Genomic DNA, 23,714 nt, shown 5'->3' with positions numbered 1-23,714 from the left:
CACCGCCTAGGCTCCACCCCATGCAGCTCCTCAAGGTCGCGGAGCGGGCCGACGTCCCGCCCTTCCACGTCATGGACGTCGTCTCGGCCGCCAACGCGCGCCAGCGGCTGCGCGGCGACGTGGTGTCCCTGGCCGCGGGGCAGCCCTCGACCGGAGCGCCGACGGCGGTGCGCCAGGCGGCCGTCGACGCGGTGCACGCCGGTCCCCTCGGCTACACCGAGCAGCTGGGCATCCCGGAGCTGCGCGCCGCGATCGCCACCCGCTACCCCGGCGCGACCGCCGACGACGTCATCGTCACCACCGGCTCGTCCGGCGGCTTCCTGCTGGCCTTCCTGGCCGCCTTCGACGCGGGCGACCGGGTCGCGCTCGCCCGGCCGGGCTACCCCGCCTACCGCAACATCCTCACCGCGCTGGGCTGCGCGGTCGTCGAGCTGCCGACCGGCCCGCAGACCCGGTTCCAGCCGACGGTCGAGATGCTGGAGGCGGCGGGGCGGCTCGACGGGGTGATCGTCGCCAGCCCGGCCAACCCGACCGGCACCGTGATGGCCCCCGACGAGCTGCGGGCGATCGCAGGCTGGTGCGCCGACCGCGGCGTCCGGCTCATCAGCGACGAGATCTACCACGGCATCTCCTACGGCGCGCCCACCGCGTCGGCGTGGGAGTTCTCCCGCGAGGCCGTGGTGGTCAACTCCTTCTCCAAGTACTTCGGCATGACCGGGTGGCGGCTGGGCTGGCTGCTGGTCCCGCCCGGCCTGCACCGCGCGGTCGACCGGCTGACGGGCAACTTCCACCTCTGCGCGCCCGCCATCGCCCAGCACGCCGCGGTCGCCGCCTTCACCCCGCAGACCTACGCGGAGATGGACGGGCACGTCGCCCGCTACCGCGCCAACCGCGACCTGCTCATCGCCGGGCTGGCCGAGCTGGGCATCACCGAGGTCGCCCCCGCCGACGGCGCCTTCTACGCCTACGCCGACATCTCCCACCTCACCGACGACTCGATGGCCTTCTGCAAGCGGCTGCTGGACGAGACCGGGGTGGCGATCGTGCCGGGCATCGACTTCGACCCGGTGGACGGCCACCGGTTCGTCCGCCTGTCCTTCGCGGGCTCCACTGAGGACGTCCGGGAGGCGCTGCGCCGCATGCGCGTGTGGCTCGGCCAACCGGACCGCGGTGCCCCATGATGGAACCCCTGGTCGCCGCGCAGCGTTGACCTGGGTAAACGGGAGGCGCAGATGCTGCTCAAGATCATCGGCGCGATCATCGTCATCTGGATCGCGTTCAGTGTGCTCGGCTTCGTGTTCAAGGCGATCGGCACGCTGCTGATCGTCGCGGCCGTGGCGACCGTCGGCGTGGCGGCCTACGGCGCGATCAAGGGCAAGGGGGAGCGCAAGCAGATCCGGCCGTGACGATTGCCTGCGGGGCGGCCGCGGGTTCAGCATGTCCCGGTGGCGGAGACCGATGAGACCGAGCCCGCGGTCAGCGCGTGGGAGCAGCGCACCGACCTGGCGCTGACCTCGCTCGCGCTGGCCTTCCTCGGCGTCTACGCCTGGCAGGTGCTCGACGTCGGCATGGACCCGGGCCTGAGCCTGGCGCTGGAGGTCGTCCTCTGGGCGATCTGGGTGCTCTTCGCCGCCGACTACGCCATCCGCCTCGCGCTGGCCCGACGCAAGCTGCGGTTCGTCGGCAGGCACCTGTTCGACCTGATCGCGGTGGCCCTGCCGATGGTCCGCCAGCTGCGGGCGCTGCGGCTGCTCACCGTGCTGCGCGTGCTCAACCGCCGCTTCGGCGCGGGCCTGCGCGGCCGGGTCGGCATCTACGTCGGCGGCACGACCCTGCTGATCGGGCTGGCCGCCGCCCTGGCCGTGCTCGACGCCGAGCGCCGCGACCCCGACGCCACGATCACCACCTTCGGCGACGCGCTGTGGTGGACGCTGACCACGATCACCACCGTCGGCTACGGCGACCGCTACCCCGTCACCACCGAGGGCAGGCTGATCGCGGCCACCCTGATGATCGGCGGCATCGCGCTGATCGGCGTGGCCACCGGCACGATCGCCTCCTGGTTCCTGGAGAAGATCGCCGGGGCCGAGGACACCGACGAGTCCACCTACAACGAGGTCGTGGCGATGCGCGCGGAGATCGCCGAGCTGCGCGCCGAGATCGCCGCGCTCACCCGGTCGGGGTCGCCGCCGCCCTGATCCTGCCCAGGACCTCCTCGATGTCGGCGGCGGTGACGTCGCGGTGGGTGACGAACCGCACCCCGCCGGGCACCGCCACCGCGGCCACCCCGATCCGGTCCAAGCCCGCCAGCGCGTGCCCGGTGTCCGGCACGGCGGCAATGACGATGTTGGTCTCCGGCGTGCCCACCGCCCAGCCCAGCTCGGCCAGGCCCGCGGCCAGCCGGGCGGCGTTGGCGTGGTCGGCGGCCAGCTCCGGGATCCGGTCGAGGGCCAGCAGCCCGGCCGCGGCCAGCACCCCGCCCTGCCGCACGCCGCCGCCGAGCATCTTGCGCAGCCGCCGGGCCTCGGCGACGAAGGCCGCCGACCCGCACACCAGCGACCCGACCGGCGCGCCGAGCCCCTTGCTCAGGCACACCTGAACGGTGTCGACGCCCACGGTCAGCGCCGCGGGCGGCACGCCGAGGGCGACCGCGGCGTTCCAGATGCGGGCGCCGTCGAGGTGCACGCGCAAGCCCGCCTCGGCAGCCAGCGCGACCAGCTTGGCGTGCTCGTCGGGCGGGGTGACCGCCCCGCCTGCGAAGTTGTGGGTGTTCTCCAGGCACAGCAGCCGGGTGCGCAGCGCGTAGTAGGGGCCGGCCGCGCCCAGGTGGGGCCGCAGGTCCTCGGGCGAGACCCGGCCGGGACCGGCCGTCCACTCCAGCGGCTGGGGCATCCCGCCTGCCAGCCACGCCGCCGAGCCCAGCTCGGCCTCCAGCACGTGCGCCGCCCGCGGGGCGAGGTAGCGGTCGCCGCGCTCCAGGTGGTGCATGAGCGCGATCAGGTTGCCCATCGTGCCGCTGGGCACCCACAGCGCCGCGGCCACCCCGAGCAGGTCGGCGGCGCGCTCCTCCAGCTCGCGCATGGTCGGGTCGCGGTCGAGGACGTCGTCGCCGACCTCGGCGGCGGCCATCGCCGCCCGCATGCCCTCATCGGGCTTGGTCACGGTGTCCGAGCGCAGGTCGATGCTGGGGAAGGTCACGAACGGATCACACCACAGCCACGCGGGCGCGGCTGGTGCCGGGGGTGGCGTGCATCTCCCACCGGGTCCGTGCAACCGTGGACCGCCACACGTCCGTCCCCAATCCGGAACAACCAGGAGAGTCCGCGTGGACCAGAGCGAGGAGCGGGAGTTCGCGGAGTACTTCGCCGCCCGGCGCGACGCCGTGCGGCGGACCGCGTACCTGCTCTGCGGCGACTGGCACCGCGCCGACGACCTGGCGCAGACCGCGTTCGTCGCACTGCACCGCAGGTGGCGCAAGGTCCGGGACAAAGCCGCCCTGGACGCCTACGTCCGCCGCAGCGTGGTGCGCGCGGCGATCGACGAGTCGCGGCGGCCGTGGCGGCGGGAGCGCCAGGTCGACGCCGTGCCGGAGCGGCCGTCCCGCGACCCGGCCGGCGGCGACCCCGGCGACGCCGTCGCCACCCGGTCGGCGCTGCTCGACGGCCTGGCCGCGGTGCCGCCGCGGCAGCGGGCGGTGCTGGTCCTGCGGTTCCTGGAAGGCTTGGACGTGGCCGCGACCGCGGCCGTGCTCAAGTGCTCGGAGGGCAACGTCAAGAGCCAGACCGCGCGCGGGCTGGCAACCTTGCGGACGGTGCTCGGCGACGCGATGGACGACCTGCGGTCGGCGCAGTAGGGAGGTGGGGTCGATGGACGAGAAGCGCATCTCGGCGCTGTTCCAGGACGCGGTCGGAGACGTGCCCGCGCCCACCTTCGACGCGGGCGACGTCACCGCGGAGTCGGCCAGGTTGACCCGAAAGAGGAACGGACTTCTGGCCGGAACGGCGCTAGGCTTCGCCCTGTTGGTCGGCGGTGTGACGACCGGTGTCGCGTTGTGGGCTGGGCCGAGCGGTGGTTCCGGTAACGATTCGGCGGCGGCTGGAGCGCCCTCCGTACTCGAAGGTAACGAATTCTCTGCTCCAAACGAGGTACCTCGTGACGGCGCCGGTGACGGCGCCACCCCAGACCTCACGGTGACGACGCCCAAGCAGGGGGGCGGAGTCGCCGGGAGCGCCGGGGCTGAACCCGGCGGCACCCCCTCGGGGTGTGGAACGGCGGCCGGGGAGTTCGCTGCTGCCCTCGCGGGCGAACTCCCGGCCGCCACTTCCGCGGGTGACCCGGTCGCCTCGCCCATCACCTGCCCTCCCGGCGCCCGCTCGGTCGCCGTGCCGGTCGCCGACGGTCCGCGCAAGGGCTTGCTCTCCCTCATGGTCGTGCCCGCCGACGCGCCGTTCGCCGTGCAGCCGCCCTGGCAGGACCGGCCCTCCGGCGCACAGGGCGCGGTGGTCGTCGCCGCGTCCGGGGCCCGGCTGGTCGTGGTGATCGAGCCGGTGGCGGGCTCGGCCGCCCCGCCGCTGGACGCCGCCGACGCGCGCGAGATCGCCGACGGGCTCGCCGACGAGTTCTAGCGAAGGCCGCGACCGACACGACATGACCACCGCCAGCACCCCCAAGGGCGAGCGCCGCAGGCAGGCGCTCGTCGAGGCGGCCGCCGAGCTGCTCATCGAGGGCGGGTTCGACGCCCTGCGCCACCGCGCGGTCGCCGAGCGCGCCGGGCTGCCGCTGGCCTCGACCACCTACTACTTTCAGTCCCTCGACGAGCTGGTGATGGCCGCGCTGGAGCACCACGGCCGCGCCGAGCTGGCCAAGGGGTACGCGCTGCTGGAGTCGCTGGCCGAGCGCCCGCCGGAGACGCTGGTCGAGCTGGTGCTCGACCAGCTCCTCGGCCCGCCCGCCCCGGACGGGGACTTCGAGGCCGTGCTGCTGCGCTACGAGCGGCTGGTCGCCACCGGCCGCAGGCCCTACCTGCGCCCGCTGGTGCTCGAACTCGGCGGCGAGCTGCGCAGGCTGCTGCTGCGCACGTTCGCCGCCATGGGCGTGCCCATCGACGCCGACCGGCTGGAGCAGCTCATCGCGCTGGTCGACGGCGCGGTGGTGAACGCGCTGATCGAGGTCGACCCCGATCCGCGGGAGAACGCGCGGCGGATGCTGCGCAAGGCCCTCGGCTAGAGTGGCCCAACGTGCAGAAGCCCCGCATCCCCAATGTCCTCGCAGGCCGCTACGCCTCCACCGAGCTGGCCGCGCTGTGGTCGCCGGAGGCCAAGGTCCGGATGGAGCGGGAGCTGTGGCTCGCCGTCCTCACCGCCCAGGCCGACCTCGGCGTGGACGTCCCCGCGGGGGCGGTCGAGGACTACCGGAAGGTGCTGGACGAGGTCGACCTGGAGTCGATCGCCGCGCGCGAGCGGGTGACCCGCCACGACGTGAAGGCGCGGATCGAGGAGTTCAACGCGCTGGCCGGGCACGAGCACGTGCACAAGGGGATGACCTCCCGCGACCTGACCGAGAACGTCGAGCAGCTGCAGGTGCTGCGCTCGCTGGAGCTGGTGCGCGCCCGCGTCGCCGCGGTGCTGGCCCGGCTGGCCCGGCTGGCCGCCCAGCACGCCGACCTGGTGCTGGCGGGCCGCTCGCACAACGTCGCCGCCCAGGCCACCACGCTGGGCAAGCGCTTCGCCACCGCCGCCGATGAGCTGCTGGTCGCCTTCACCCGGCTCGACGAGCTGATCGGCCGCTACCCGCTGCGCGGCATCAAGGGCCCGGTGGGCACCGCCCAGGACATGCTCGACCTGCTCGGCGGCCCGGGTGAGCTGGCTGAGCTGGAGTCGCGGGTGGCCGAGCACCTGGGCTTCGCCTCGGTGCTCACCAGCGTCGGGCAGGTCTACCCGCGCTCGCTGGACTACGACGTGGTCTCCACGCTGGTGCAGGTGGCCGCCGCGCCGTCGTCGCTGGCCAAGACGATCCGGCTGATGGCCGGGCACGAGCTGGCCACCGAGGGCTTCCAGCCGGGCCAGGTCGGGTCCTCGGCGATGCCGCACAAGATGAACACCCGCTCCTGCGAGCGGGTCAACGGCTTCGCGGTGATCCTGCGCGGCTTCGCGTCGATGGTCGGCGAGCTGGCGGGCGACCAGTGGAACGAGGGCGACGTGTCGTGCTCGGTGGTGCGCCGGGTGGCCCTGCCGGACGCCTTCTTCGCCATCGACGGCCTGCTGGAGACCTTCCTGACCGTGCTCGCCGAGTTCGGCGCCTACCCGGCGGTGATCGAGCGCGAGCTGGACCGGTACCTGCCGTTCCTGGCCACCACCAAGGTCCTCATGGCCGCGGTCCGCGCGGGCGTCGGCCGGGAGACCGCGCACGAGGCCATCAAGGAGCACGCGGTCGCCGTCGCGCTGGCCATGCGCGAGGAGGGCATCGAGCGCAACGACCTGATGGACCGCCTCGCGGCCGACCCGCGCATCCCGCTGGGCAAGGCGGAGCTGGACGCGCTGCTGGCCGACCGGCTGCCGTTCACCGGGGTCGCGGGCGCGCAGGTGGCCGCCGTCGTCGAGCGGGTGGCGGCGGTGCTGGAGCGCTTCCCGGAGGCCGCCGGGTACGCCCCGGCCGCCATCCTGTAGCGGGCATATTCCGCTTCAGCGGGCCGGAAATCAAGGCGGTCCCGTCCCCAATTGCCATACGGGGCAAGAGCTCTTCTCAAACCTCGCGCGGGGTGGCAGCATCCCGGCCGGCGCACAGACGTCCCTTGTGGACCCCCTGCAGCTGTGCGCTCCCTGCGAGAACGAGGAACCCTGCTCATGAAGCTCACCACCCTGCGTGGCGCGGCGACGAGGGCGGCGGTGCTGCTCGGCGCCGCCGCCACCGGCTTGGCCGCGCTGTCGGTCCCGGCCGCTGCCGAAGGCGCCATCCTCGGCGCCGACGCCCCCGCCGCCGCCAAGGACCGCTACATCGTCAAGCTCAAGGACAACCCCGCAGCCCTGCAGACGGCCTCCGCAGCCAAGGCCGACCGCTACGGCGGCAAGCTGCGGCACCGGCTGGACGTCATCAACGGCTTCTCGGTCACCATGACCGAGAAGCAGGCGCGCAGGCTGGCCGCCGACCCCGAGGTCGAGTACGTCCAGCAGGCGCAGCACGTCTCGGCCCTCGACACCCAGACCAACCCGCCGAACTGGGGCGACGACCGCATCGATCAGCGCGACCTGCCGCTGAACAACGCCTACACCTACCCAACCAACGCCGGTCAGGGCGCGCACGTGTACGTGCTCGACACCGGCATCAACGCCAGCCACACCGACTTCACCGGTCGGATCGCGGCGGGCTACGACTTCGTCGACGGCGACAGCAACCCCGGCGACTGCCACGGCCACGGCACCCATGTGGCCGGTTCGGCCGCGGGCACCCGCTACGGCGTGGCGAAGAAGGCCACCGTCCACGCGGTGCGCGTGCTCGACTGCCAGGGCTCGGGCACCAACGACGACATCATCGCGGGCATCAACTGGGTGCGGAACAACGCGGTCAAGCCCGCGGTGGTCAACTACAGCATCGGCTGCCGCCAGCGCTGCTCCGACCCGGCCACCGACAACGCGGTGAAGGCGCTGATCGCCAGCGGCGTCCAGTTCGTCATGGCCGCGGGCAACTCGACCGACGATGCCTGCGGCTACAGCCCGCAGTACGTCGCCGAGGGCGTGACGGTCGGCAACAGCACCAGCTCCGACGCCCGCTCCAGCTCCAGCAACTACGGCTCCTGCCTGGACATCTGGGCGCCCGGGACGAACATCGTCTCCGCGTCGCACACCAGCACCACCGGCACCGCGACGATGACCGGCACCTCGATGGCCTCCCCGCACGTCGCGGGCGCGGCCGCGGTCTACCTGGCGCAGAACCCGAACGCCACCCCGGCCCAGCTCCGCGACGCGCTGGTGACCAACGCCAGCACCGGCAAGCTGACCGGCATCGGCACCGGCTCCCCCAACCGCCTGCTCTACACCGGCTTCATGAACGGCGGCGCCCCCGACCCCGACCCGGAGCCGACGGGCTGCTCGGGCACCAACGGCACCAACACCACCATCGCCGACAACGCCACCGCCGAAAGCCCCATCGCGATCGCCGCCACCTGCGGCACGGCCTCCGCCACCGCGACGGTCGCGGTCGGCATCGTCCACACCTACATCGGCGACCTCGTCGTCTCCCTGGTCGCCCCCGACGGAACCGCCTACACCCTGCACAACCGCTCGGGCGGTTCCGCGGACAACATCAACCAGACCTACACGGTCAACCTGTCCGCCGAGCAGGCCGCGGGCACCTGGAAGCTGCGGGTTCAGGACGTCGCCACCAACGACACCGGCTACCTCGACACCTGGACCCTCGACACCAAGGCCACCACCGGCGGCACCCCCGACACCTGCGCCCCCGCGACCAACGGCACCAACGTCACCATCCGCGACAACGCGACCGTCGAAAGCCCCATCACCCTCAACTGCCCGGGCAACGCCTCAGCGACCAGCACCGTCCAACTCACCATCCAACACACCTGGCGCGGCGACCTGGTCATCGACCTCGTAGCCCCCGACGGCAGCACTTACCGCCTGAAGAACGCCAACTCCAACGACAGCGCAGACAACGTCACCGGCACCGCCACCCTCAACCTCTCCACCGAACCCCGCACCGGCACTTGGAAGCTGCGGGTTCAGGACGTCGCCACCAACGACACCGGCTACATCGACACTTGGACCCTCACCACCTAATCACCCCCTAAAGAACCGAACCACCCACTGGCGTCCCGACTTCCCCCGGGACGCCAGTGCGTATTTCAAAGCAACCAACCCACCCACAAACAAACAGCAACGCGCCCCACCAAGCCTGTCCGATGGGGTGGACTCGCATTCGCGGGGAGCGAAACGCCGCTAAACTGGCCAGGGCGTGAACGGGCTCCGCCCGCCTTCACCGCTCTTCACGCCCAAGCGGCGTTTCGCTTAGGGGTCCCCGCGAATGCGAGTTCACCCCATCGGACCCCCCACGCAAACCGCGGGATCCCCATCGATCCACCCACAACGCGCCAACTGCCGCCTAAATAGGACCGGTCGGGGCAGTAGAAGAGTCAAGCAGTAGGAGCGGTCGGGGCTGTAGAGGGCAGGGCTGTAGAGGGCAGGCTGAAGAGCGGTCAGGGCAGTAGGGGCAGAGCAGTAGAGGGCAGGTAGTAGAGGGGTCAAGGCAGTAGGGGCAGGGCGCTAGAGGGGTCAAGGCAGTCGGGGGCAGGGCGGCAGAGGGCAGCCCTGCAGCCGATCAGGACCGAACCCACTCCCCCCGCCGCAACACACCAGTCGGATGCAGCCGCGCATCCAACAACACCACATCCGCCCGCAACCCCTTGGCCAACCGCCCAGTCACATCCCCCAACCCCAACAACTCCGCAGGCCGAGTAGCCGTAGCCGCCACAGCCTCAGCCACCGACAGCCCACACCCCTCCACCAAATTCCTGAACGCCGCATCCATCGTCAGCGTGCTCCCCGCCAACGACGTCCCCCCAGCCAGCGTCGGCACCCCATCGCGGACGACCACTTCCAGCCCGCCGATGTCGTAGCTGCCATCCCCGACCCCGGCAGCCGCGATCGCGTCGGTCACCAGGACGGTGCGGTCCACGCCCGCGTGCTGGGCGGCCAGCCGGACGATGGTCGGGCTCAGGTGGACCAGGTCGCAGATCAGCTCGACGGTCACGCGCGGGTCCGCCAGCAGCGCGCCGATCGGGCCGGGCTCGCGGTGGTGCAGGGGGCGCATGCCGTTGAACAGGTGCGTGGCGACGGTGGCTCCTGCGTCGACCGCGGGCATCACCTGGGCTTCGATGGCGTCGGTGTGCCCGACGGCCGCGATCGAGCCGCCGTCGACGAGCTGCCGGACCGCGCGGACCGAGCCCTCCAGCTCCGGGGCGAGGGTGACCATGCGCACCGCGCCGCGGCCTGCGCGCAGGACCGCGGCGACCGACTCCTGGTCGGGCGGGCAGAGGATGGCCGGGTCGTGGGCGCCGCAGCGGACCGCGGAGAGGAACGGGCCCTCCAGGTGCACGCCTGCGAGCAGGCCCTCCTCCACCAGCTCGCGCAGGGCCGAGATCTGGGAGACCAGCTCGGGGATCGGGCGGGAGACCAGGCTGGCCAGCATCGTGGTGGTGCCGTGCCGGGCGTGGGTGGCCGCGGCGTGCGCCATGCGCTCGGCGTTCGCGCTGGTGAACGGCTCGCCGCCGCCGCCGTGGCAGTGGATGTCGACGAAGCCGGGGACGACCCAGGCGCCTGCGGCGTCGACCACGGAGTCCGCGCGCGGGGGCACGCCCGCGCCCAGCGCGGCGATCTCGCCCTCTTCGACCAGCAGCCAGCCGTCGTCCAGCAGGCCGTCCGGGGTGACCAGCCTGCCGCCTGCGATGAGCTGTCCTGCCATGTGTCCTCCGTGCCGTTCCCGCCGCGCACCCGCGATCGGTGTGCACAGTGGCAGTCTATTGGTCTATACCGCAATGGTCTAAACCAACTTGGGCCCGGCTGGAGTATTGGGCTACGGCGTGTCCATGATCCGCTGGAGGGCTTCGAGCGCCCGGGAGGCGGTGGACTTCACCGTCCCCCGGGAGATGCCCGCGGCCTCGGCGATCTCGGCCTCGGAGAGGTTGCCGTAGTAGCGCAGGACCAGGACCTCGCGCTGGCGCGGCGGGAGCTGCTGCAGGGCCTTGACCACGTGCTGGTGCTCGGCGGTCAGCATCGCCAGGCTCTCCGCCGACCGGGCGTTGGGCGCGTGCGGCGGGGTGTACTCGCGGGCGGTCTTGCGCCTGCGCAGGACGCTGCGGGAGCCGTTGACCACTGCCGTCCGCAGGTAGCCGACCGCGGCGGCGGAGTCGCGCAGGTTGCCCCAGTGCCGGTGCAGGCCGGTGAACGCCTCCTGGACCACGTCCTCGGCCGTGGCGGGCTCGTCCACCAGCAGCAGCGCCAGCCGGATCAGCCGCATGCGGTGGGTGCGGTAGAGGTCCTCGAGGGTCAGCGGGGCGTCCGGCCGGGCCGCGGGCGCGCTGCGCAGATCGATCGCGCGCAGCCGCGTCAGCGTCTGCTCGACGCTCTTCTCGGCCCGCCCCTCGGCGGCGAACCCGTTCGCATCCCCGGCCACGGGCAAACCTTACCCGCACGCACCTGGCGGGCAGGCCCGAACGGCGTGTCAAGATTCGGGCATGGCCTGGTTCACCGTGGACACCACCTACACCGACGACCGCGCGCTGCTCGACGCCGTGCGCCCGGCCCACCGGGACTGGCTCGCCGGGCACGTGGCGGCGGGCCGGGTGGTCGCCGCGGGCCCGTGGGCCGACGACACCGGCGGCTTCTTCGTCGTCGCTGGCGAGGACCGGGCGGCCATCGATGCGCTGCTCGCCGAGGACCCGTACACCACCGGCGGCGTCGCCGCGGCCCGGGTCGTGCGCGAGTGGAAGATCGTCATGGGGCCCTGGGCTCAGTAGGCCCCGCCCAGCTTGCGGTGGTCCCAGGAGACGACCCGGGTCGGGGTGAGCACCAGCCCGACCCGCTTGGCCGCCTGCGCCCGGAGGAACTGGGCCGCCGCCGTCGCGGCCTCCGCGCTGCCGCTGTAGCGGCGCAGCAGCGCCGAGCCGATCCGCACCACGCCCGCCTCGTCCTCGACGATGGCGACGTCGCACTCCATGCTGACCCCGCGCAGCTCCTCGTACGACTCGCCCGCCTCGACCAGCGCGGTCGCCCGCGGGTCGCGCCGCAGGTTGGCGACCTTCTGCGAGGCGGCGTAGGTCCAGGTGGAGAGGGCGGGGCCAGGGACGTACCAGAGCGGGACCAGGTGCGGCCGCCCGCCGGGACCGAGCGTGGCCAGCGACATCGTGCGCTCGGCGGCCAGGAAAGCGGCCACCTCGGCGTCGGACATCCGGATCTGCGCCCGGCGCGACACCGGCCTACCGCCCCTGCATCGCGGCCGCGCCCCCCGGCCCGACCGGCCGCGACGACGCCGCCGCCCCCCGCGCGGCCACGTCGGCCAGGGCCTCCTTGTCCGCGCGGGCGACCATGTTGCCGCGCAGCCTGCCGCCGATCTCGATGATCGGCGGGAGGAACGCGCGGACCAGCTTGAGCGCGCCGACCCAGCCGGGCACGTGGACCGACCGGTCGCGGCGCAGCACGCCCCGCTCCAGCGCGTCCAGGGCCACCGACACCGGGTGGGTCTTGCCGATCGGCCCGGGCATGCCCGCGCGCAGCTTGCCGAAGACCGGGTGCTCGTCGGCCCCGTGCACCAGGTCGGTGGCGATCCACGACGGGTGCGCGACGCCGACGCCCACGCCCAGGTGCCGCACCTCGGCGCGCAGGCTGTTGCCGAACGCCTCGACCCCCGCCTTGGCCGCGGCGTAGGCCGACATGGCCGGGGCGTGGGTGATCGCGGCCAGCGACGAGACGATCTGGATGTAGCCGCGCCGCTTGATGACGTGCGGCAGCGTCGCCCGGACGGTCCGCCAGACGCCGAGCAGGTCGACCTCGATGGTGCGCTCGAAGGCAGCCGGGTCGATGGACCGCACGAAGCCCGCCGCCGCGATGCCCGCGTTGGCCACGACGACATCGATCCCACCGAAGCGCTCGACGACGCCGCGCACCGCCGACTCCAGCGCGTCCCAGTCGGTGACGTCGGCCTCGAAGACCGCGGCGTCCGACCCGCACCGGGCGGCGACCTCGGCCAGCTCCGCGGGCTCCAGGCCGACGAGGGCGAGCTTGGCCCCGCGCGCGCCCAGCCGCTCGGCCAGCCCGGCGCCCAGCCCGCGGGCCGCCCCGGTGATCAGGACGACCTTGCCGTCGACGGCGTGCTCACGGGCGAACAGGTTCGTCGCACCCATCCGATGCCTCCTCGGGAGTCAGGTGGAGGCGACGGTACCGCAACTTACCGCCGGTAAGCTACCGGCGGTAACAGGTAAATCGGGTCAGCCCTGCACCTCGACGCCGCGCCAGAAGGCCACCCGGCCGCGGATCTGCTCGGCCTCCTCCTTGGGCTCGGCGTAGTACCAGGCGGCGTCGGGGTTCTCCTCGCCGTTGACGTGCAGGGTGTAGTAGCTGGCGTCGCCCTTCCAGGGGCAGTGCGTGGTGGTGGTCGACGGGCGCAGGAAGTGCTGGTGGACCGACTCGATCGGGAAGTAGTGGTTGCCCTCGACGATGACCGTGTCGTCGCTCTCGGCGATGACCTCGCCGTTCCAGGTAGCGGTCGCCATGTCGGCCAGTGTGCCCGACGCGGGGGTGGGCCGCTTTTCGTAGGATGCGGCAGAACGGCGCATGGCCATCCCGAGGAGGAGCCCCCGATGCCCATTGCCACGCCCGAGGTCTACGCGGAGATGCTGGACCGGGCCAAGGCGAACGAGTTCGCCTACCCCGCCATCAACGTGACCTCGTCGGAGACGCTGAACGCCGCCCTGCGGGGCTTCGCCGAGGCGGAGAGCGACGGCATCATCCAGTTCTCCACCGGCGGCGCCGAGTTCGCCTCCGGCACCAAGGTCAAGGACATGGTGACCGGGGCGACCGCGCTCGCCGAGTTCGCCCACGTCGTCGCCGCGAAGTACCCGGTGAACGTCGCCCTGCACACCGACCACTGCCCCAAGGACAAGCTCGACGGCTTCGTCCGCCCGCTCATCGCCATCAGCGCCGAGCGGGTCGCGGCGGGCGGCAACCCGCTGTTCCAGTCGCACATGTGGGACGGCTCCGCGGTGCCGCTGGAGGAGAACCTGCAGATCGCCGCCGAGCTGCTCGACGCGGCGGCCAAGGCCAAGATCGTCCTGGAGATCGAGGTCGGCGTGGTCGGCGGCGAGGAGGACGGCGTCGACAACGAGATCAACGAGAAGCTCTACACCTCCGCCGACGACTACCTCAAGACCGTCGAGGCCCTCGGCGCTGGCGAGCGCGGCCGGTACCTGCTGGCGGCCACCTTCGGCAACGTGCACGGCGTCTACAAGCCGGGCAACGTCAAGCTGCGCCCGGAGATCCTCAAGCAGGGCCAGGACGTGGTGGCCGAGAAGCTGGGCCTGCCCGCCGGGTCCAAGCCGTTCGACCTGGTCTTCCACGGCGGCTCGGGCTCGCTGCTGGAGGAGATCCACGAAGCGGTGTCCTACGGCGTGGTGAAGATGAACATCGACACCGACACCCAGTACGCCTTCACCCGCCCGATCGCGGCGCACATGTTCACCAACTACGACGGTGTGCTGAAGATCGATGGCGAGGTCGGCAACAAGAAGACCTACGACCCGCGCAGCTACCTGAAGGTCGCCGAGCAGGCCATGGCCACCCGGGTGACCCAGGCGTGCGAGCACCTCAAGTCCGCGGGGCGCATGCTCGCGGGCTGACCGCAGCGGCAACCCCGATGGCCCGTCCGGACACTCCGGGCGGGCCATCGCCCTGGGTGGACGCCGACGGCCGGTTCCGGGAAGCTCGACGCATGAGTGTGGAGGTCGCCGACGCGCCCGAGCGGCGCCGGTTCGAGGCCACTGTGGACGGCCAGCCCGCCGGGCACGCGGAGTACCTGCTCGGCGCCGACCTGATCGTCTTCCCGCACACGGAGGTCGACCCGGCCTTCGAGGGGAAGGGCGTGGGCAGCGCGCTGGCCAGGGCGGCGCTGGACGAGGCGCGCAGGCGGGGGCTGGCCGTGCTGGCCACCTGCCCGTTCATCGCCGGGTGGATGCAGCGGCACCCGGAGTACCTCGACCTCGCGTACCAGAACCGGTCGTCCGCGGATGACTGAGCTGGCCGACATCTACCGCGACCTGCACCGCAACCCCGAGCTGGCCTTCGCCGAGGAGCGGACCGCGGGCGTGGCCGCCCGGGAGCTGCGCGCGGCCGGGTTCGAGGTGGCCGAGCGGATCGGCGGGACCGGGGTGGTGGGCGTGCTGCGCCGGGGCGGCGGGCCTGCGGTGCTGCTGCGCGCCGACATGGACGCCCTGCCCGTCACCGAGCGCACCGGCCTGCCCTACGCCAGCACGACCACCGGCGTGATGCACGCCTGCGGGCACGACGTGCACGTGACCTGCCTGATCGGGGCCGCCCGCAGGCTGGCGGGGACGCCGGGGTGGGCGGGCACGGTGCTGGCGGTCTTCCAGCCGGCCGAGGAGGTCGGCGGCGGGGCCCACGCGATGATCGACGACGGGCTGTTCGACCGGTTCGGCACGCCGGACGTGGTGCTCGGCCAGCACGTCGCGCCCATGCCCGCCGGGGTCCTCGGGCTGCGCGCGGGCCCGTCCTTCGCCGCCGCCGACACCCTGCGGATCACCCTGCACGGGCGCGGCGGGCACGGGTCGCGGCCGGAGGTGGCCGTCGACCCGGTGGTGATGGCGGCGTCGACGGTCCTGCGGCTGCAGACGATCGTGTCCCGGGAGACCGCGGGCGGGGACACCGCCGTGGTGACGGTCGGCGCGATGCAGGCGGGCACGGTCGCCAACATCATCCCGTCCGAGGCCGAGCTGCGCCTGAGCGTGCGCACCTACGACTCGCGCGTCCGCGAGCGCACCCTCGCCGCGATCGAGCGGATCGTCCGGGCGGAGGCGGCGGCCTCGGGCGCGGACCGGGAGCCGGAGATCGTCCTGGAGAGCAGCTTCCCGACCGCGGTCAACGACGCCGCCGCGGTGGAGCGCACCCGCCCCGCCTTTCAGGGCGTCGCGGTGGTCGACCCGGGGCCGGTGACCGGCAGCGAGGACGTCGGCGTCTTCGCCACCGCGGCGGGCGCGCCGCTGGTGTACTGGCTGCTCGGCGGGGCCGACCCGGCCGCGTTCGCGGGCGCGACCAGCTTCGAGGAGCTGCGCGATGTGGTGCAGACGCTGCCCGCGAACCACTCGCCGCTGTTCGCCCCGGTCATCGATCCGACGATCGGGCTCGGCGCGGCCGCCCTGGCCGACGCGGCCCTGGCCTGGCTGCGGCAGGATTGACCCATGACCGGCAACCTCCTGGGCCCCGAGCCGACCCGCCTCCCCGAGCGACCCGAGCCCCAGTCGGCGCTGGAGCGCGGCGACGACCCCGCGCTCGTCGCCCGCCAGTGGCCCGACTTCAGCGAGGCGTGGGCGGCCCTGGCCGAGCGCGCCCTCGACGCAGGCGAGGACGTCGCCGCCTACGCCTACGCCCGCACCGGCTACCACCGCGGCCTCGACCAGCTGCGCCGGTCCGGCTGGAAGGGGTTCGGCCCGGTCCCGTGGGCGCACCGCCCCAACCAGGGCTTCCTGCGCGCCCTGGCCGCCCTGGCCCGCGCGGCCGAGGCCATCGGGGAGACCGAGGAGCAGCAGCGCTGCACCCAGTTCCTCACCGACTCCGACCCCGAGGCGCCGCTGCTGTCCAAGCACGACGGATAGCGGCCGTTCATCCACACCCGACGCGGGGTTATCCACACCCGACCCGGCCGGATGGGGCGAATCCGGCCGGGTGGCACGCCCCCGTGATCTTGAATGCCGCGCCGCGGCGACTACGCTGGGCGGCGTGGGCGTTCCCGCGTGGGTGTGGTTCGTGGTGGCGTTCGCGGCTCTGGTCGCGGGCGCTCTGTTCCTGATGCGCGATCGCGCGCGGCTGAGCTCGCGCAACCGCGAGCGCAGGCGGTGGGCGGCGCTGCGGGGGTGGCAGTTCGCCGAGGCCGACCACGTGCTGCCGGGCCAGTGGAACGGCGGCGCGATCGCCTACTACGGCGACGGCGTGGCCCGGGACGTGGTCGCCGGGTCGACGTTCACCGCCGACGGCAGGCGCAAGGTGTACGTGTTCGACCTGGAGGCGGGCGGGCGCGTCAACACCGTCATCTCGGCGGTGCAGTGCAAGCGCGTGCACCCCGTCGTGGTCGAGCTGTGGGTGCCGAGCACCCCGTTCCAGCGCGAGCACATGCCCGAGCTGCTCGGCCCGGTCGGGCAGCGCTACGCCTTCGTCTCCGACATCGCCGCCGCCCGCGCGCTGATCACCCCGGACCTCGTCGACGCCACCGAGGACATCGGCCAGGACGTGGCCGTGGCGTGGATCGAGAACGGCTGGGTGCTGGCCGCCTCCGCGCCGAACTCCTCGCCGTCGCGGCTGGAGCGGCTGCTGCGCGGCCTGGGCGAGATCGCCGACGTGGTGGACCCCTTCGACGCCGAGGTCGACCGCCCCGGCGAGGTCGAGGCCCGCGGCGGGGCCGACGAGTGAGCTTCCGGCCCGGGCGTACCGCTGGGTAGCGTGCCCGCTATGCCCACCGCACTGATCACCGGCGCCACCGCGGGAATCGGCGCGGCCTTCGCCCGCAGGCTGGCCGCAGACGGATACGACCTGGTCGTCGTCGCCCGCACCGCGGAGCGGCTCAAGGCCGTCGCCGCCGAGCTGACCGAGGCGCACGGCGTCGCGGTGCAGACGATGACCGCCGACCTGACGACCACCCGCGCCCGCAAGCGCGTCGAGGACCGCCTGTCCGACCCGGAGCGCCCGGTCGACCTGCTGGTCAACAACGCGGGCTTCGGCACCCGCGGCGCCTTCGCCGAAGCCGACCCGGCGTGGCTGCAGTCGCAGGTGGACCTCAACGTCACCGCCGTCATGCGGCTGACCAGGGCCGCCCTGCCCGGCATGCTCGCGCGCGGGCACGGCGGCATCGTCAACGTCTCCAGCATCGCGGGCTTCTTCCCGGCCAGCGGACCGTCCTACGGGGCCAGCAAGGCGTACGTGACGGCCTTGTCGGAGGGCCTGGCCGCCCACCTGGCGGGCACCGGCGTCCGCGTGGTCGCCCTCTGCCCCGGCTTCACCCACACCGAGTTCCACGAGCGCGCGGGCGACGACATGAGCGAACTCCCCGAGTTCCTCTGGCTCGACGCCGACCGCGTGGTGGCCGACTGCCTGGCCGACCTCGTCCACGGCCGCACCCGCTCCATCCCCGGCCCCCAGTACAAGGCCCTGGTCGCCCTCACCAGACTCCTGCCCCGCGGCCTCCAGCGCACCCTCGAACGCCGGGTGGCCGCAGGCCGCAACCGCGGCTGATCCGGTCGTCTGCCGTTCCGATCGCTCGGTGCATGCACGCGCAGCCCGGTCCGCGGCGGGCTGACGCGGGGCGCGGCGGATTGTTAGGCGCGGGGCGGGTCGTGAGAGGCTGACGTTCTGTGCGAACTGCTGTTGATGAGACCGCCAAGGGTGAGCTGGCCCGGTTGGTGAGCGAGCTGGCCGTCGTGCACGGTCGGGTGACGCTGGCCTCGGGGAAGACGGCCGACTACTACGTCGACCTGCGCCGGGCCACCCTGCACCACGCCGCCGCCCCGCTGATCGGGCGGCTCATGCGCGGGTTGACCGCCGACTGGGACTACGTGGCCGTCGGCGGGCTCACGCTCGGGGCCGATCCGGTCGCGCTGGCGATGATGCACGCGGCGGCGCACGCCGGGGAGGTGCTGGACGCCTTCGTGGTGCGCAAGGAGACCAAGGCGCACGGCATGCAGCGGCGGATCGAGGGGATCGAGGTCGCCGGGCAGCGGGTGCTGGCCGTCGAGGACACCTCGACCACCGGGGGCAGCGTGCTGACCGCGGTCGACGCTCTGGTCGAGGCCGGGGCGACGGTCGTCGGCGTGGCCACGGTGGTCAACCGCGGCGACACGGCCCGGCGCGCGGTCGAGGAGCGCGGGCTGCCGTGGCGGTCGCTGCTCGACCTCGCCGATCTCGGACTTCCTGACCAGGGCTGATCCTGCCCGAATCGGACACTTCCCCGGTACCTTGGGGTCACGGGGAGGTGGTGGCCCATGTCGGGGGCGCTGGCCGCGGCTACGGCGGTGGTGCACTTCATCGCGCTGGGCTACATCGGGCTCGGGGGGTTCCTCGCGTGGCGGTGGCCGCGGACGATCTACGTCCACGTCTTCTTCGCCGCGTGGGGCGTGCTGGTCAACGTCACCCCGATCCCCTGCCCGCTGACCGAGCTGGAGAACCACTTCCGCCACCAGCAGGGCTTGGGGGACCTGCCCGGCGGGTTCAACGAGCACTACATCTACGGTGAGCTGTTCCCGCACGCCATGCTGCCTGTGGTGGGCGTGCTGGCCATCGTCCTGCTGGTCGTGTCGTACGCGGGCGTCTGGGCGCGCAGGCGCAGGGGTGTGAAGGTGTGAGCGAAGGACCCACCGAGTGGGTGTTCGGCGAGCCCGTGGGCGTCGGGCCGTGGCCGGGCGAGTGGCCGACCGAGCCGCACTACGACCCCGACCTGCTCGCGTCCGGCGACCGCCGCAACGTGGTCGACGCCTACCGGTACTGGCGGCGGGAGGCGGTCGTCGCCGACCTCGACCGCCGCCGCCACGGCTTCCACGTGGCCATCGAGAACTTCCAGCACGACCACAACATCGGGACCGTGGTCCGCACCGCCAACGCCTTCGCCGCCCGCGCGGTGCACATCGTCGGGCGCAGGCGGTGGAACCGCAGGGGGGCGATGGTGACCGACCGGTACCAGCACGTGGCCCACCACCCGGACGTCGACTCGCTGGTGTCCTTCGCCCGGGCGTCGGGCCTGGCGGTGGTCGGCGTGGACAACACCCCGGGGTCGGTGCGGCTGGAGACCGCCGAGCTGCCCAGGGAGTGCGTGCTGGTCTTCGGCCAGGAGGGCCCGGGGCTGACCCCCGCCGCCCGCGCCCGCGCCGACCTGCTGGTCTCCATCGCCCAGTTCGGCTCGACCCGCTCGATCAACGCGGGCGTCGCCGCGGGCATCGTCATGCACGCCTGGGTCCGCGCGCACGCCGACCTGGAGGCGGCGTGGTGACCCGCCCGCCGACCCGCGTCGGCGACCTGGTGCGGGCCATCGAGTTCGAGCCGGACGTGGTGCAGCGGCTGGTCGCCGACGCCCAGGAGCACCTGCGCCCGTGGATGGCGTGGGCGGCGGAGGACTACACGCTGGACTCGGCGGGGGCGTTCCTGCTCGACGCCGCGACCGGCTGGGCGGCGGGCACGTCCTTCTGCTACCTCATCGCGCCAGGGGGCGAGCCGATCGGCGCGTGCGGCCTGGAGCGGCGCATCGGCCCGCGCGGGCTGGAGATCGGCTACTGGCTGCACCCCGCGCACACCGGCCGCGGCCACGCCACCCGCGCCGCGGCGGCCCTGGTGGCCGTCACCGGGGGCATCGAGGACATCGACCACGTGGAGATCCACCACGACGCGGCCAACCACGCCAGCGGCGCGGTCCCGCGCAGGCTCGGCTTCACCCTGGTGGAGACCGCTGACCCCCGGCCGATCACCGCGCCGGGGGAGACCGGCGTCGGCATGGTCTGGCGGCTGGCGCTGCCCGCCGGAGGGCACGAATCAGTGACACCGGGGGCATCCGGAACGATCCAGCCCCCACCATGGAGGCATGACCCGGGGCGCGGAGCGGGCGGTGGGCGCGGCTGAGCGCACGCCGGGGCTGTGGGCGGCCCGGGCGGGGGTGGCCGAGCGGGGCATCCGCGGCAGGCACCTGCGCAGGCTGTGGGGGCTGCCCGGCACCCGGCTGGGCGTGGTCGGCAAGCCCGCCCGGCTCGCCGACCGGCTCTTCGGCCGCTGGCACTACTGGTGGCAGGCCCACCTGATCGATTGCCTGGTCGACGCGCACGAGCGCGCCCCGGCCACCGGGCGCGTCGAGGTGATCCGCCAGCTCGTCCACGGGGTGCACCTGCGCAACCTGCGGCGGTGGACCAACGACTACTACGACGACATCGCCTGGCTCGGCCTGGCCCTGCACCGCGCCCGCGACCTGCTCGACACCCGCGCCGCGCTGGTCGAGATCACCGCGCGGCTGCGCGAGGGCTGGACCGAGCACGGCGGCGGCGGGATCTGGTGGCGGCGCGGGGACACCTTCAAGAACGTCCCGGCCAACGGACCCGCGGCGATCCTGCTGGCCCGCGCGCGGGTCGACCGCGCCGACCACCAGCGCGCCCGCGCGATGGCCGAGTGGATGGAGCGGCAGCTGCGCGACCCGGCGACCGGGCTGCTGTGGGACGGGCTGCACGTGGCCCAGGACGGCGGCGTCCGCGACATCGTGACCACGTACTACACCTACTGCCAGGGCGTCTTCATCGGCGCCTGCGTGGAGCTGGCCGAGCGGGAGCCCGGCGGGCCGTGGGCGCAGCGGGCCGGGCGGACGGTGCGGGCGGTGGCGGAGGGCCTCGCGCCCGGCGGCGTGCTGCGCGGCCACGACGGCGGCGACGGCGGGCTGTTCACCGGCATCCTCACCCGCTACCTGGCCGACGCCGCGATCCGGCTGCCCGACGCCGAGGGCGAGACCGCGGCCGGGCTGGTGCTGGCCACCGCGCAGGCGTGGTGGGACAACCGCGGCGCGGTGCCGGGCGGCCCGCTGTTCGGCCCGGACCCCGCCCGGCCCGCCAACCGCGCAGGCGGGCCGGAGCACGACCTGTCGGTGCAGCTCAGCGGGTGGATGGCGCTGGAGGCCGCGGCCCGGCTGGAGCGCCGTGCCAGCATGGCCGGGTGAGCGTACTGGTGGTGACCGGCGGGAGCCGGGGGATCGGGGCCGCGGTCTGCCGCAGCGCCCCGCACGACGTGGTCGTCAACTACACCGCGGACCGGGCGGCGGCCGACGCCGTGGTGGCCGAGGTGCGGGCGACGGGCAGGCAGGCGGTGGCCGTGCGGGCCGACGTGTCGGTCGAGGCGGACGTGGCGGCGCTGTTCGACGCCGCGGCCGAGCTCGGGCCGCTGACCGGGCTCGTCGCCAACGCCGGGGTGACCGGCGGCCGGGGCCGGGTCGACGAGGTGCCCGCCGCGGCGATGCGCGCGGTGCTGGACGTCAACGTGCTGGGCACGTTCCTGTGCCTGCGGGAGGCCGTGCGGCGGATGTCCACAAAGCACGGTGGGGCTGGCGGGTCGATCGTGGCCGTGTCCAGCACCGCGGCCAAGCGGGGGTCGCCGGGCGAGTGGGTGCACTACGCCGCGTCGAAGGCCGCCGTGGAGACCCTGGCCTACGGGCTGGCGCTGGAGGTCGCCACCGAAGGCGTGCGGGTCAACACCGTCGCGCCCGGGACTGTCCACACTGGACTGCACGCCGCGGCGGGCGATCCCGACCGCCCGGCGCGGCTGGCCGCCACCCGCATCCCGATGGGCCGCGCTGGCGAGCCGCCGGAGGTCGCCGCCGCGATCCTCTGGCTGCTCGGCCCGGAAGCGTCCTTTGTGACCGGTGCCGTGCTGCCGGTGTCAGGCGGGTTCTAGCCGGAAGCAGGCCCGCAGCGTGGTGCGGTCGTCGGCGTGGGCGATGTCGTAGTGCTCCGCGGTGGCCTCGACCGCGCCCAGGGCCCGGCCGCGCAGCGTGCCCAGGCCGGTCTCCGGGTCGCGCCACCGCCCGTCGTCGGTGACGGTGGCGACGACCCGGGCCGGGTGGATCGTCGCGGTGATCGTGATGGCCGTGGGGCCGTGCGCGCCCGCCTCCGCGGCGGCCTCGGCCACGGCCAGCACGATGTCGCAGGCGGACAGCTCGGCGACGCCGTGGTCGACCAGCCAGCGGGTCAGCGCGCGGCGGGCCGCCCCGACGCGGTCGGCGGCGACGGTGAGGGCGAGGGTCGGCAGGTCGTGTCCGGTCGTGGCGGGCACCGTCGCTCCCATCCGGGACCACACCTGTGGCGGACCCGTTGGGTGCGTCGTGCGCCCCTACCGGGTTGTTACCCGGACCGCGCGACCGGCAACGGCGCCCGGACCACCCACCAGCGGTTCACCCGCCGGCCTGGCAGCCGCACGAGCCGCGGTGGACCAGGGTCGGCGGGAGCAGCACGGTCTCCGGCTCGCGGTCGGGCTCGGCGATGCGGCGCAGCAGCAGGCGCACGGCGGCGCGGCCGATCTCGTCCACCGGGTGGGCCATCGTGGTGATGCCCGGCTGGACCAGCTCGGCCCACTCCACCTCGTCGTGGCCCGCGATCGCCAGGTCGCGCCCGACGGCGAGGCCGTGCGCGCGGGCCTCCTTGTACGCCCCGCCGGTCATCGCGCCGTTGCCGGTGATCACCGCCGTCGGCCGCTCGGGGACGGTGAGCAGGCGGCGCAGGGCGAGCACGCCGTCCTCGTGCGTCGCGCCGCCGCCCGCGACCAGGTTGGAGTCCCAGCGCAGCCCGGCCCGGCCCAGGCCGAGGCGGTAGCCGAGGGTGCGCTCCTCGCTGGCGCTGACCCAGTCCACACCGCTGATGAAGCCGATGCGGCGGTGCCCCGCGGCGGCCAGGTGGGAGACGAGGGCGGAGGTGGACTGGATGTTCTCCGGGCCCACCTGGTCGAGCTTGACCCGGTGGGAGACCCGGTCGACCAGCACGGCGGGCGTCCCGCTGCGGGCCAGGGCGTCGAGGGTGGCCGTGTCGCCGGGGACGGGGGTGAGCAGCACGCCGTCCACCCGGCGGGCCTGCAGCCTGCGCACGGCGTCGCGCTCGCCGTCGGGGGTGTCGAGGGTGTCGCCGATCAGCACCGTGTGCCCGGCCGCCGTCGCCTCGGCCTCGATCGCGTGGACGAGCTGGGCCAGGTGCGGGTTGGCCAGCAGCGACATCGCCACGCCGATGGACTTGGTGCCGCCGGTGACCAGCGAGCGGGCGATCGCGTTGCCGGTGTAGCCGGTGGACTCGATGGCCGCCAGCACCCGTTCGCGGGTCGACTCGGCGACGGCTCTGGTCTGGTTGACCACGTGCGAGACGGTGCTGATCGACACCCCGGCGATCCGGGCTACATCCTGCATGGTGGCCACGGCGTGAAATCCTGCTC

29 protein-coding genes are annotated in these 23,714 nt (G+C 73.7%); 21 read left to right on the top strand and 8 right to left on the bottom strand.

Annotated features, from left to right (window positions below):
• Positions 1–20: 20 nt before the first annotated feature.
• Genes ACWEPX_RS08265 through ACWEPX_RS08255 form a run of 3 tightly spaced genes read left to right on the top strand, consistent with a single transcriptional unit; the run spans position 21 to position 2,198 of the window.
• Positions 21–1,181, top strand: a complete 1,161-nt coding sequence (locus tag ACWEPX_RS08265) for a pyridoxal phosphate-dependent aminotransferase (RefSeq protein ID WP_451896405.1) — start codon at positions 21–23, stop codon at positions 1,179–1,181.
• A 51-nt stretch (positions 1,182–1,232) separates the two neighbouring features.
• Positions 1,233–1,406, top strand: coding sequence for a hypothetical protein (locus ACWEPX_RS08260; RefSeq protein ID WP_451896404.1), 174 nt, complete (start codon positions 1,233–1,235; stop codon positions 1,404–1,406).
• 39 nt (positions 1,407–1,445) lie between these two features.
• Positions 1,446–2,198, top strand: a complete 753-nt coding sequence (locus tag ACWEPX_RS08255) for an ion channel (protein WP_451896403.1) — start codon at positions 1,446–1,448, stop codon at positions 2,196–2,198.
• Here ACWEPX_RS08255 and ACWEPX_RS08250 read toward each other — a convergent pair.
• Positions 2,170–3,141, bottom strand: coding sequence for a threonine aldolase family protein (locus ACWEPX_RS08250; protein ID WP_451896536.1), 972 nt, complete (start codon positions 3,139–3,141; stop codon positions 2,170–2,172). The genes ACWEPX_RS08255 and ACWEPX_RS08250 overlap by 29 nt on opposite strands.
• A 184-nt stretch (positions 3,142–3,325) precedes the next feature.
• Between ACWEPX_RS08250 and ACWEPX_RS08245 the strand changes: the two genes are divergently transcribed.
• From ACWEPX_RS08245 to ACWEPX_RS08225, 5 genes are all read left to right on the top strand, one after another.
• The gene (locus ACWEPX_RS08245) at positions 3,326–3,853 is read left to right on the top strand and encodes a SigE family RNA polymerase sigma factor (RefSeq protein ID WP_451896402.1); all 528 of its coding nucleotides are present in this window, start codon (positions 3,326–3,328) and stop codon (positions 3,851–3,853) included.
• Positions 3,854–4,382: 529 nt separating this feature from the next.
• Positions 4,383–4,625, top strand: a complete 243-nt coding sequence (locus ACWEPX_RS08240; protein WP_451896401.1) for a hypothetical protein — start codon at positions 4,383–4,385, stop codon at positions 4,623–4,625.
• 22 nt (positions 4,626–4,647) lie between these two features.
• Positions 4,648–5,226: a TetR/AcrR family transcriptional regulator gene (locus ACWEPX_RS08235; RefSeq protein WP_451896400.1), complete on the top strand. Its 579-nt coding sequence runs from the start codon at positions 4,648–4,650 to the stop codon at positions 5,224–5,226.
• 11 nt (positions 5,227–5,237) lie between these two features.
• A complete protein-coding gene (purB, locus tag ACWEPX_RS08230) occupies positions 5,238–6,665 on the top strand; it encodes an adenylosuccinate lyase (RefSeq protein ID WP_451896399.1) in 1,428 nt (475 codons plus the stop codon).
• A 177-nt stretch (positions 6,666–6,842) separates the two neighbouring features.
• A complete protein-coding gene (locus tag ACWEPX_RS08225) occupies positions 6,843–8,789 on the top strand; it encodes a S8 family serine peptidase (RefSeq protein ID WP_451896398.1) in 1,947 nt (648 codons plus the stop codon).
• Positions 8,790–9,327: 538 nt separating this feature from the next.
• On the opposite strand, the gene nagA is transcribed toward ACWEPX_RS08225, so the two are convergent.
• Both nagA and ACWEPX_RS08215 read right to left on the bottom strand, forming a co-directional pair.
• Positions 9,328–10,470 (bottom strand): N-acetylglucosamine-6-phosphate deacetylase, encoded by a 1,143-nt coding sequence (gene nagA, locus ACWEPX_RS08220; RefSeq protein ID WP_451896397.1) that lies wholly within the window; start codon positions 10,468–10,470, stop codon positions 9,328–9,330.
• 111 nt (positions 10,471–10,581) lie between these two features.
• Entirely contained in the window at positions 10,582–11,181 is a 600-nt protein-coding gene (locus ACWEPX_RS08215; RefSeq protein ID WP_451896396.1) for a SigE family RNA polymerase sigma factor, read from the bottom strand.
• Between the two features lie 61 nt (positions 11,182–11,242).
• Between ACWEPX_RS08215 and ACWEPX_RS08210 the strand changes: the two genes are divergently transcribed.
• On the top strand, positions 11,243–11,524 hold the full coding sequence (locus ACWEPX_RS08210) for a YciI family protein (RefSeq protein WP_451896395.1): 282 nt from the start codon (positions 11,243–11,245) through the stop codon (positions 11,522–11,524).
• On the opposite strand, the gene ACWEPX_RS08205 is transcribed toward ACWEPX_RS08210, so the two are convergent.
• From ACWEPX_RS08205 to ACWEPX_RS08195, 3 genes are all read right to left on the bottom strand, one after another.
• Entirely contained in the window at positions 11,518–11,979 is a 462-nt protein-coding gene (locus ACWEPX_RS08205) for a pyridoxamine 5'-phosphate oxidase family protein (protein ID WP_451896394.1), read from the bottom strand. The genes ACWEPX_RS08210 and ACWEPX_RS08205 overlap by 7 nt on opposite strands.
• A 4-nt stretch (positions 11,980–11,983) precedes the next feature.
• Positions 11,984–12,907: an SDR family oxidoreductase gene (locus ACWEPX_RS08200; RefSeq protein ID WP_451896393.1), complete on the bottom strand. Its 924-nt coding sequence runs from the start codon at positions 12,905–12,907 to the stop codon at positions 11,984–11,986.
• Between the two features lie 84 nt (positions 12,908–12,991).
• Positions 12,992–13,276 carry a DUF427 domain-containing protein gene (locus ACWEPX_RS08195; protein ID WP_451896392.1) on the bottom strand — a complete coding sequence of 95 codons (285 nt, stop codon included), beginning with the start codon at positions 13,274–13,276 and terminating at the stop codon, positions 12,992–12,994.
• A gap of 87 nt (positions 13,277–13,363) precedes the next feature.
• Here ACWEPX_RS08195 and fbaA point away from each other — a divergent pair, with 87 nt between their 5' ends.
• From fbaA to ACWEPX_RS08135, 12 genes are all read left to right on the top strand, one after another.
• On the top strand, positions 13,364–14,398 hold the full coding sequence (gene fbaA / locus ACWEPX_RS08190; RefSeq protein WP_451896391.1) for a class II fructose-bisphosphate aldolase: 1,035 nt from the start codon (positions 13,364–13,366) through the stop codon (positions 14,396–14,398).
• A gap of 92 nt (positions 14,399–14,490) precedes the next feature.
• Entirely contained in the window at positions 14,491–14,793 is a 303-nt protein-coding gene (locus ACWEPX_RS08185; RefSeq protein WP_451896390.1) for a GNAT family N-acetyltransferase, read from the top strand.
• Entirely contained in the window at positions 14,786–15,970 is a 1,185-nt protein-coding gene (locus ACWEPX_RS08180; RefSeq protein WP_451896389.1) for an amidohydrolase, read from the top strand. The genes ACWEPX_RS08185 and ACWEPX_RS08180 overlap by 8 nt, the downstream gene beginning before the upstream one ends.
• Before the next feature lie 3 nt (positions 15,971–15,973).
• Positions 15,974–16,387 carry a DUF3151 domain-containing protein gene (locus ACWEPX_RS08175; RefSeq protein ID WP_451896388.1) on the top strand — a complete coding sequence of 138 codons (414 nt, stop codon included), beginning with the start codon at positions 15,974–15,976 and terminating at the stop codon, positions 16,385–16,387.
• A 124-nt stretch (positions 16,388–16,511) separates the two neighbouring features.
• Positions 16,512–17,198 (top strand): hypothetical protein, encoded by a 687-nt coding sequence (locus ACWEPX_RS08170; protein ID WP_451896387.1) that lies wholly within the window; start codon positions 16,512–16,514, stop codon positions 17,196–17,198.
• Positions 17,199–17,237: 39 nt separating this feature from the next.
• Positions 17,238–18,017 (top strand): SDR family NAD(P)-dependent oxidoreductase, encoded by a 780-nt coding sequence (locus tag ACWEPX_RS08165; protein WP_451896386.1) that lies wholly within the window; start codon positions 17,238–17,240, stop codon positions 18,015–18,017.
• Between the two features lie 119 nt (positions 18,018–18,136).
• Entirely contained in the window at positions 18,137–18,706 is a 570-nt protein-coding gene (gene pyrE / locus ACWEPX_RS08160; RefSeq protein WP_451896385.1) for an orotate phosphoribosyltransferase, read from the top strand.
• A gap of 57 nt (positions 18,707–18,763) precedes the next feature.
• Positions 18,764–19,123 carry a DUF2784 domain-containing protein gene (locus ACWEPX_RS08155; RefSeq protein WP_451896384.1) on the top strand — a complete coding sequence of 120 codons (360 nt, stop codon included), beginning with the start codon at positions 18,764–18,766 and terminating at the stop codon, positions 19,121–19,123.
• Positions 19,120–19,764 (top strand): TrmH family RNA methyltransferase, encoded by a 645-nt coding sequence (locus ACWEPX_RS08150; RefSeq protein ID WP_451896383.1) that lies wholly within the window; start codon positions 19,120–19,122, stop codon positions 19,762–19,764. Before ACWEPX_RS08155 ends, ACWEPX_RS08150 begins: the two co-directional genes overlap by 4 nt.
• A complete protein-coding gene (locus ACWEPX_RS08145; RefSeq protein WP_451896382.1) occupies positions 19,761–20,387 on the top strand; it encodes a GNAT family N-acetyltransferase in 627 nt (208 codons plus the stop codon). The genes ACWEPX_RS08150 and ACWEPX_RS08145 overlap by 4 nt, the downstream gene beginning before the upstream one ends.
• Complete coding sequence (locus tag ACWEPX_RS08140; RefSeq protein ID WP_451896381.1) at positions 20,350–21,462, top strand: glycoside hydrolase family 76 protein; 1,113 nt, start codon at positions 20,350–20,352, stop codon at positions 21,460–21,462. The genes ACWEPX_RS08145 and ACWEPX_RS08140 overlap by 38 nt, the downstream gene beginning before the upstream one ends.
• Positions 21,459–22,193, top strand: coding sequence for an SDR family oxidoreductase (locus tag ACWEPX_RS08135; protein ID WP_451896380.1), 735 nt, complete (start codon positions 21,459–21,461; stop codon positions 22,191–22,193). The genes ACWEPX_RS08140 and ACWEPX_RS08135 overlap by 4 nt, the downstream gene beginning before the upstream one ends.
• Here ACWEPX_RS08135 and ACWEPX_RS08130 read toward each other — a convergent pair.
• Positions 22,179–22,571, bottom strand: a complete 393-nt coding sequence (locus ACWEPX_RS08130; protein WP_451896379.1) for an ATP-binding protein — start codon at positions 22,569–22,571, stop codon at positions 22,179–22,181. The two genes, ACWEPX_RS08135 and ACWEPX_RS08130, sit on opposite strands and share 15 nt — an antisense overlap.
• A gap of 118 nt (positions 22,572–22,689) precedes the next feature.
• The gene (locus ACWEPX_RS08125; RefSeq protein ID WP_451896535.1) at positions 22,690–23,688 is read right to left on the bottom strand and encodes a LacI family DNA-binding transcriptional regulator; all 999 of its coding nucleotides are present in this window, start codon (positions 23,686–23,688) and stop codon (positions 22,690–22,692) included.
• Between the last annotated feature and the right edge of the window lie 26 nt (positions 23,689–23,714).

Source organism: Actinokineospora sp. NPDC004072, assembly GCF_053604195.1.
Note: the sequence above shows the minus strand (reverse complement) of the source record. Positions and strands in the feature narration are given on the sequence as shown.

Coding starts and splice junctions, on each gene's coding strand:
- ACWEPX_RS08265 (WP_451896405.1), top strand. CDS start 21: ATGCAGCTCCTCAAGGTCGCGGAGCGGGCCGACGTCCCGCCCTTCCAC.
- ACWEPX_RS08260 (WP_451896404.1), top strand. CDS start 1,233: ATGCTGCTCAAGATCATCGGCGCGATCATCGTCATCTGGATCGCGTTC.
- ACWEPX_RS08250 (WP_451896536.1), bottom strand. CDS start 3,141: ATGCGGGCGGCGATGGCCGCCGCCGAGGTCGGCGACGACGTCCTCGAC.
- ACWEPX_RS08235 (WP_451896400.1), top strand. CDS start 4,648: ATGACCACCGCCAGCACCCCCAAGGGCGAGCGCCGCAGGCAGGCGCTC.
- ACWEPX_RS08225 (WP_451896398.1), top strand. CDS start 6,843: ATGAAGCTCACCACCCTGCGTGGCGCGGCGACGAGGGCGGCGGTGCTG.
- nagA (WP_451896397.1), bottom strand. CDS start 10,470: ATGGCAGGACAGCTCATCGCAGGCGGCAGGCTGGTCACCCCGGACGGC.
- ACWEPX_RS08210 (WP_451896395.1), top strand. CDS start 11,243: ATGGCCTGGTTCACCGTGGACACCACCTACACCGACGACCGCGCGCTG.
- ACWEPX_RS08200 (WP_451896393.1), bottom strand. CDS start 12,907: ATGGGTGCGACGAACCTGTTCGCCCGTGAGCACGCCGTCGACGGCAAG.
- ACWEPX_RS08195 (WP_451896392.1), bottom strand. CDS start 13,276: ATGGCGACCGCTACCTGGAACGGCGAGGTCATCGCCGAGAGCGACGAC.
- fbaA (WP_451896391.1), top strand. CDS start 13,364: ATGCCCATTGCCACGCCCGAGGTCTACGCGGAGATGCTGGACCGGGCC.
- ACWEPX_RS08185 (WP_451896390.1), top strand. CDS start 14,491: ATGAGTGTGGAGGTCGCCGACGCGCCCGAGCGGCGCCGGTTCGAGGCC.
- ACWEPX_RS08180 (WP_451896389.1), top strand. CDS start 14,786: ATGACTGAGCTGGCCGACATCTACCGCGACCTGCACCGCAACCCCGAG.
- ACWEPX_RS08175 (WP_451896388.1), top strand. CDS start 15,974: ATGACCGGCAACCTCCTGGGCCCCGAGCCGACCCGCCTCCCCGAGCGA.
- ACWEPX_RS08165 (WP_451896386.1), top strand. CDS start 17,238: ATGCCCACCGCACTGATCACCGGCGCCACCGCGGGAATCGGCGCGGCC.
- ACWEPX_RS08155 (WP_451896384.1), top strand. CDS start 18,764: ATGTCGGGGGCGCTGGCCGCGGCTACGGCGGTGGTGCACTTCATCGCG.
- ACWEPX_RS08140 (WP_451896381.1), top strand. CDS start 20,350: ATGACCCGGGGCGCGGAGCGGGCGGTGGGCGCGGCTGAGCGCACGCCG.
- ACWEPX_RS08125 (WP_451896535.1), bottom strand. CDS start 23,688: ATGCAGGATGTAGCCCGGATCGCCGGGGTGTCGATCAGCACCGTCTCG.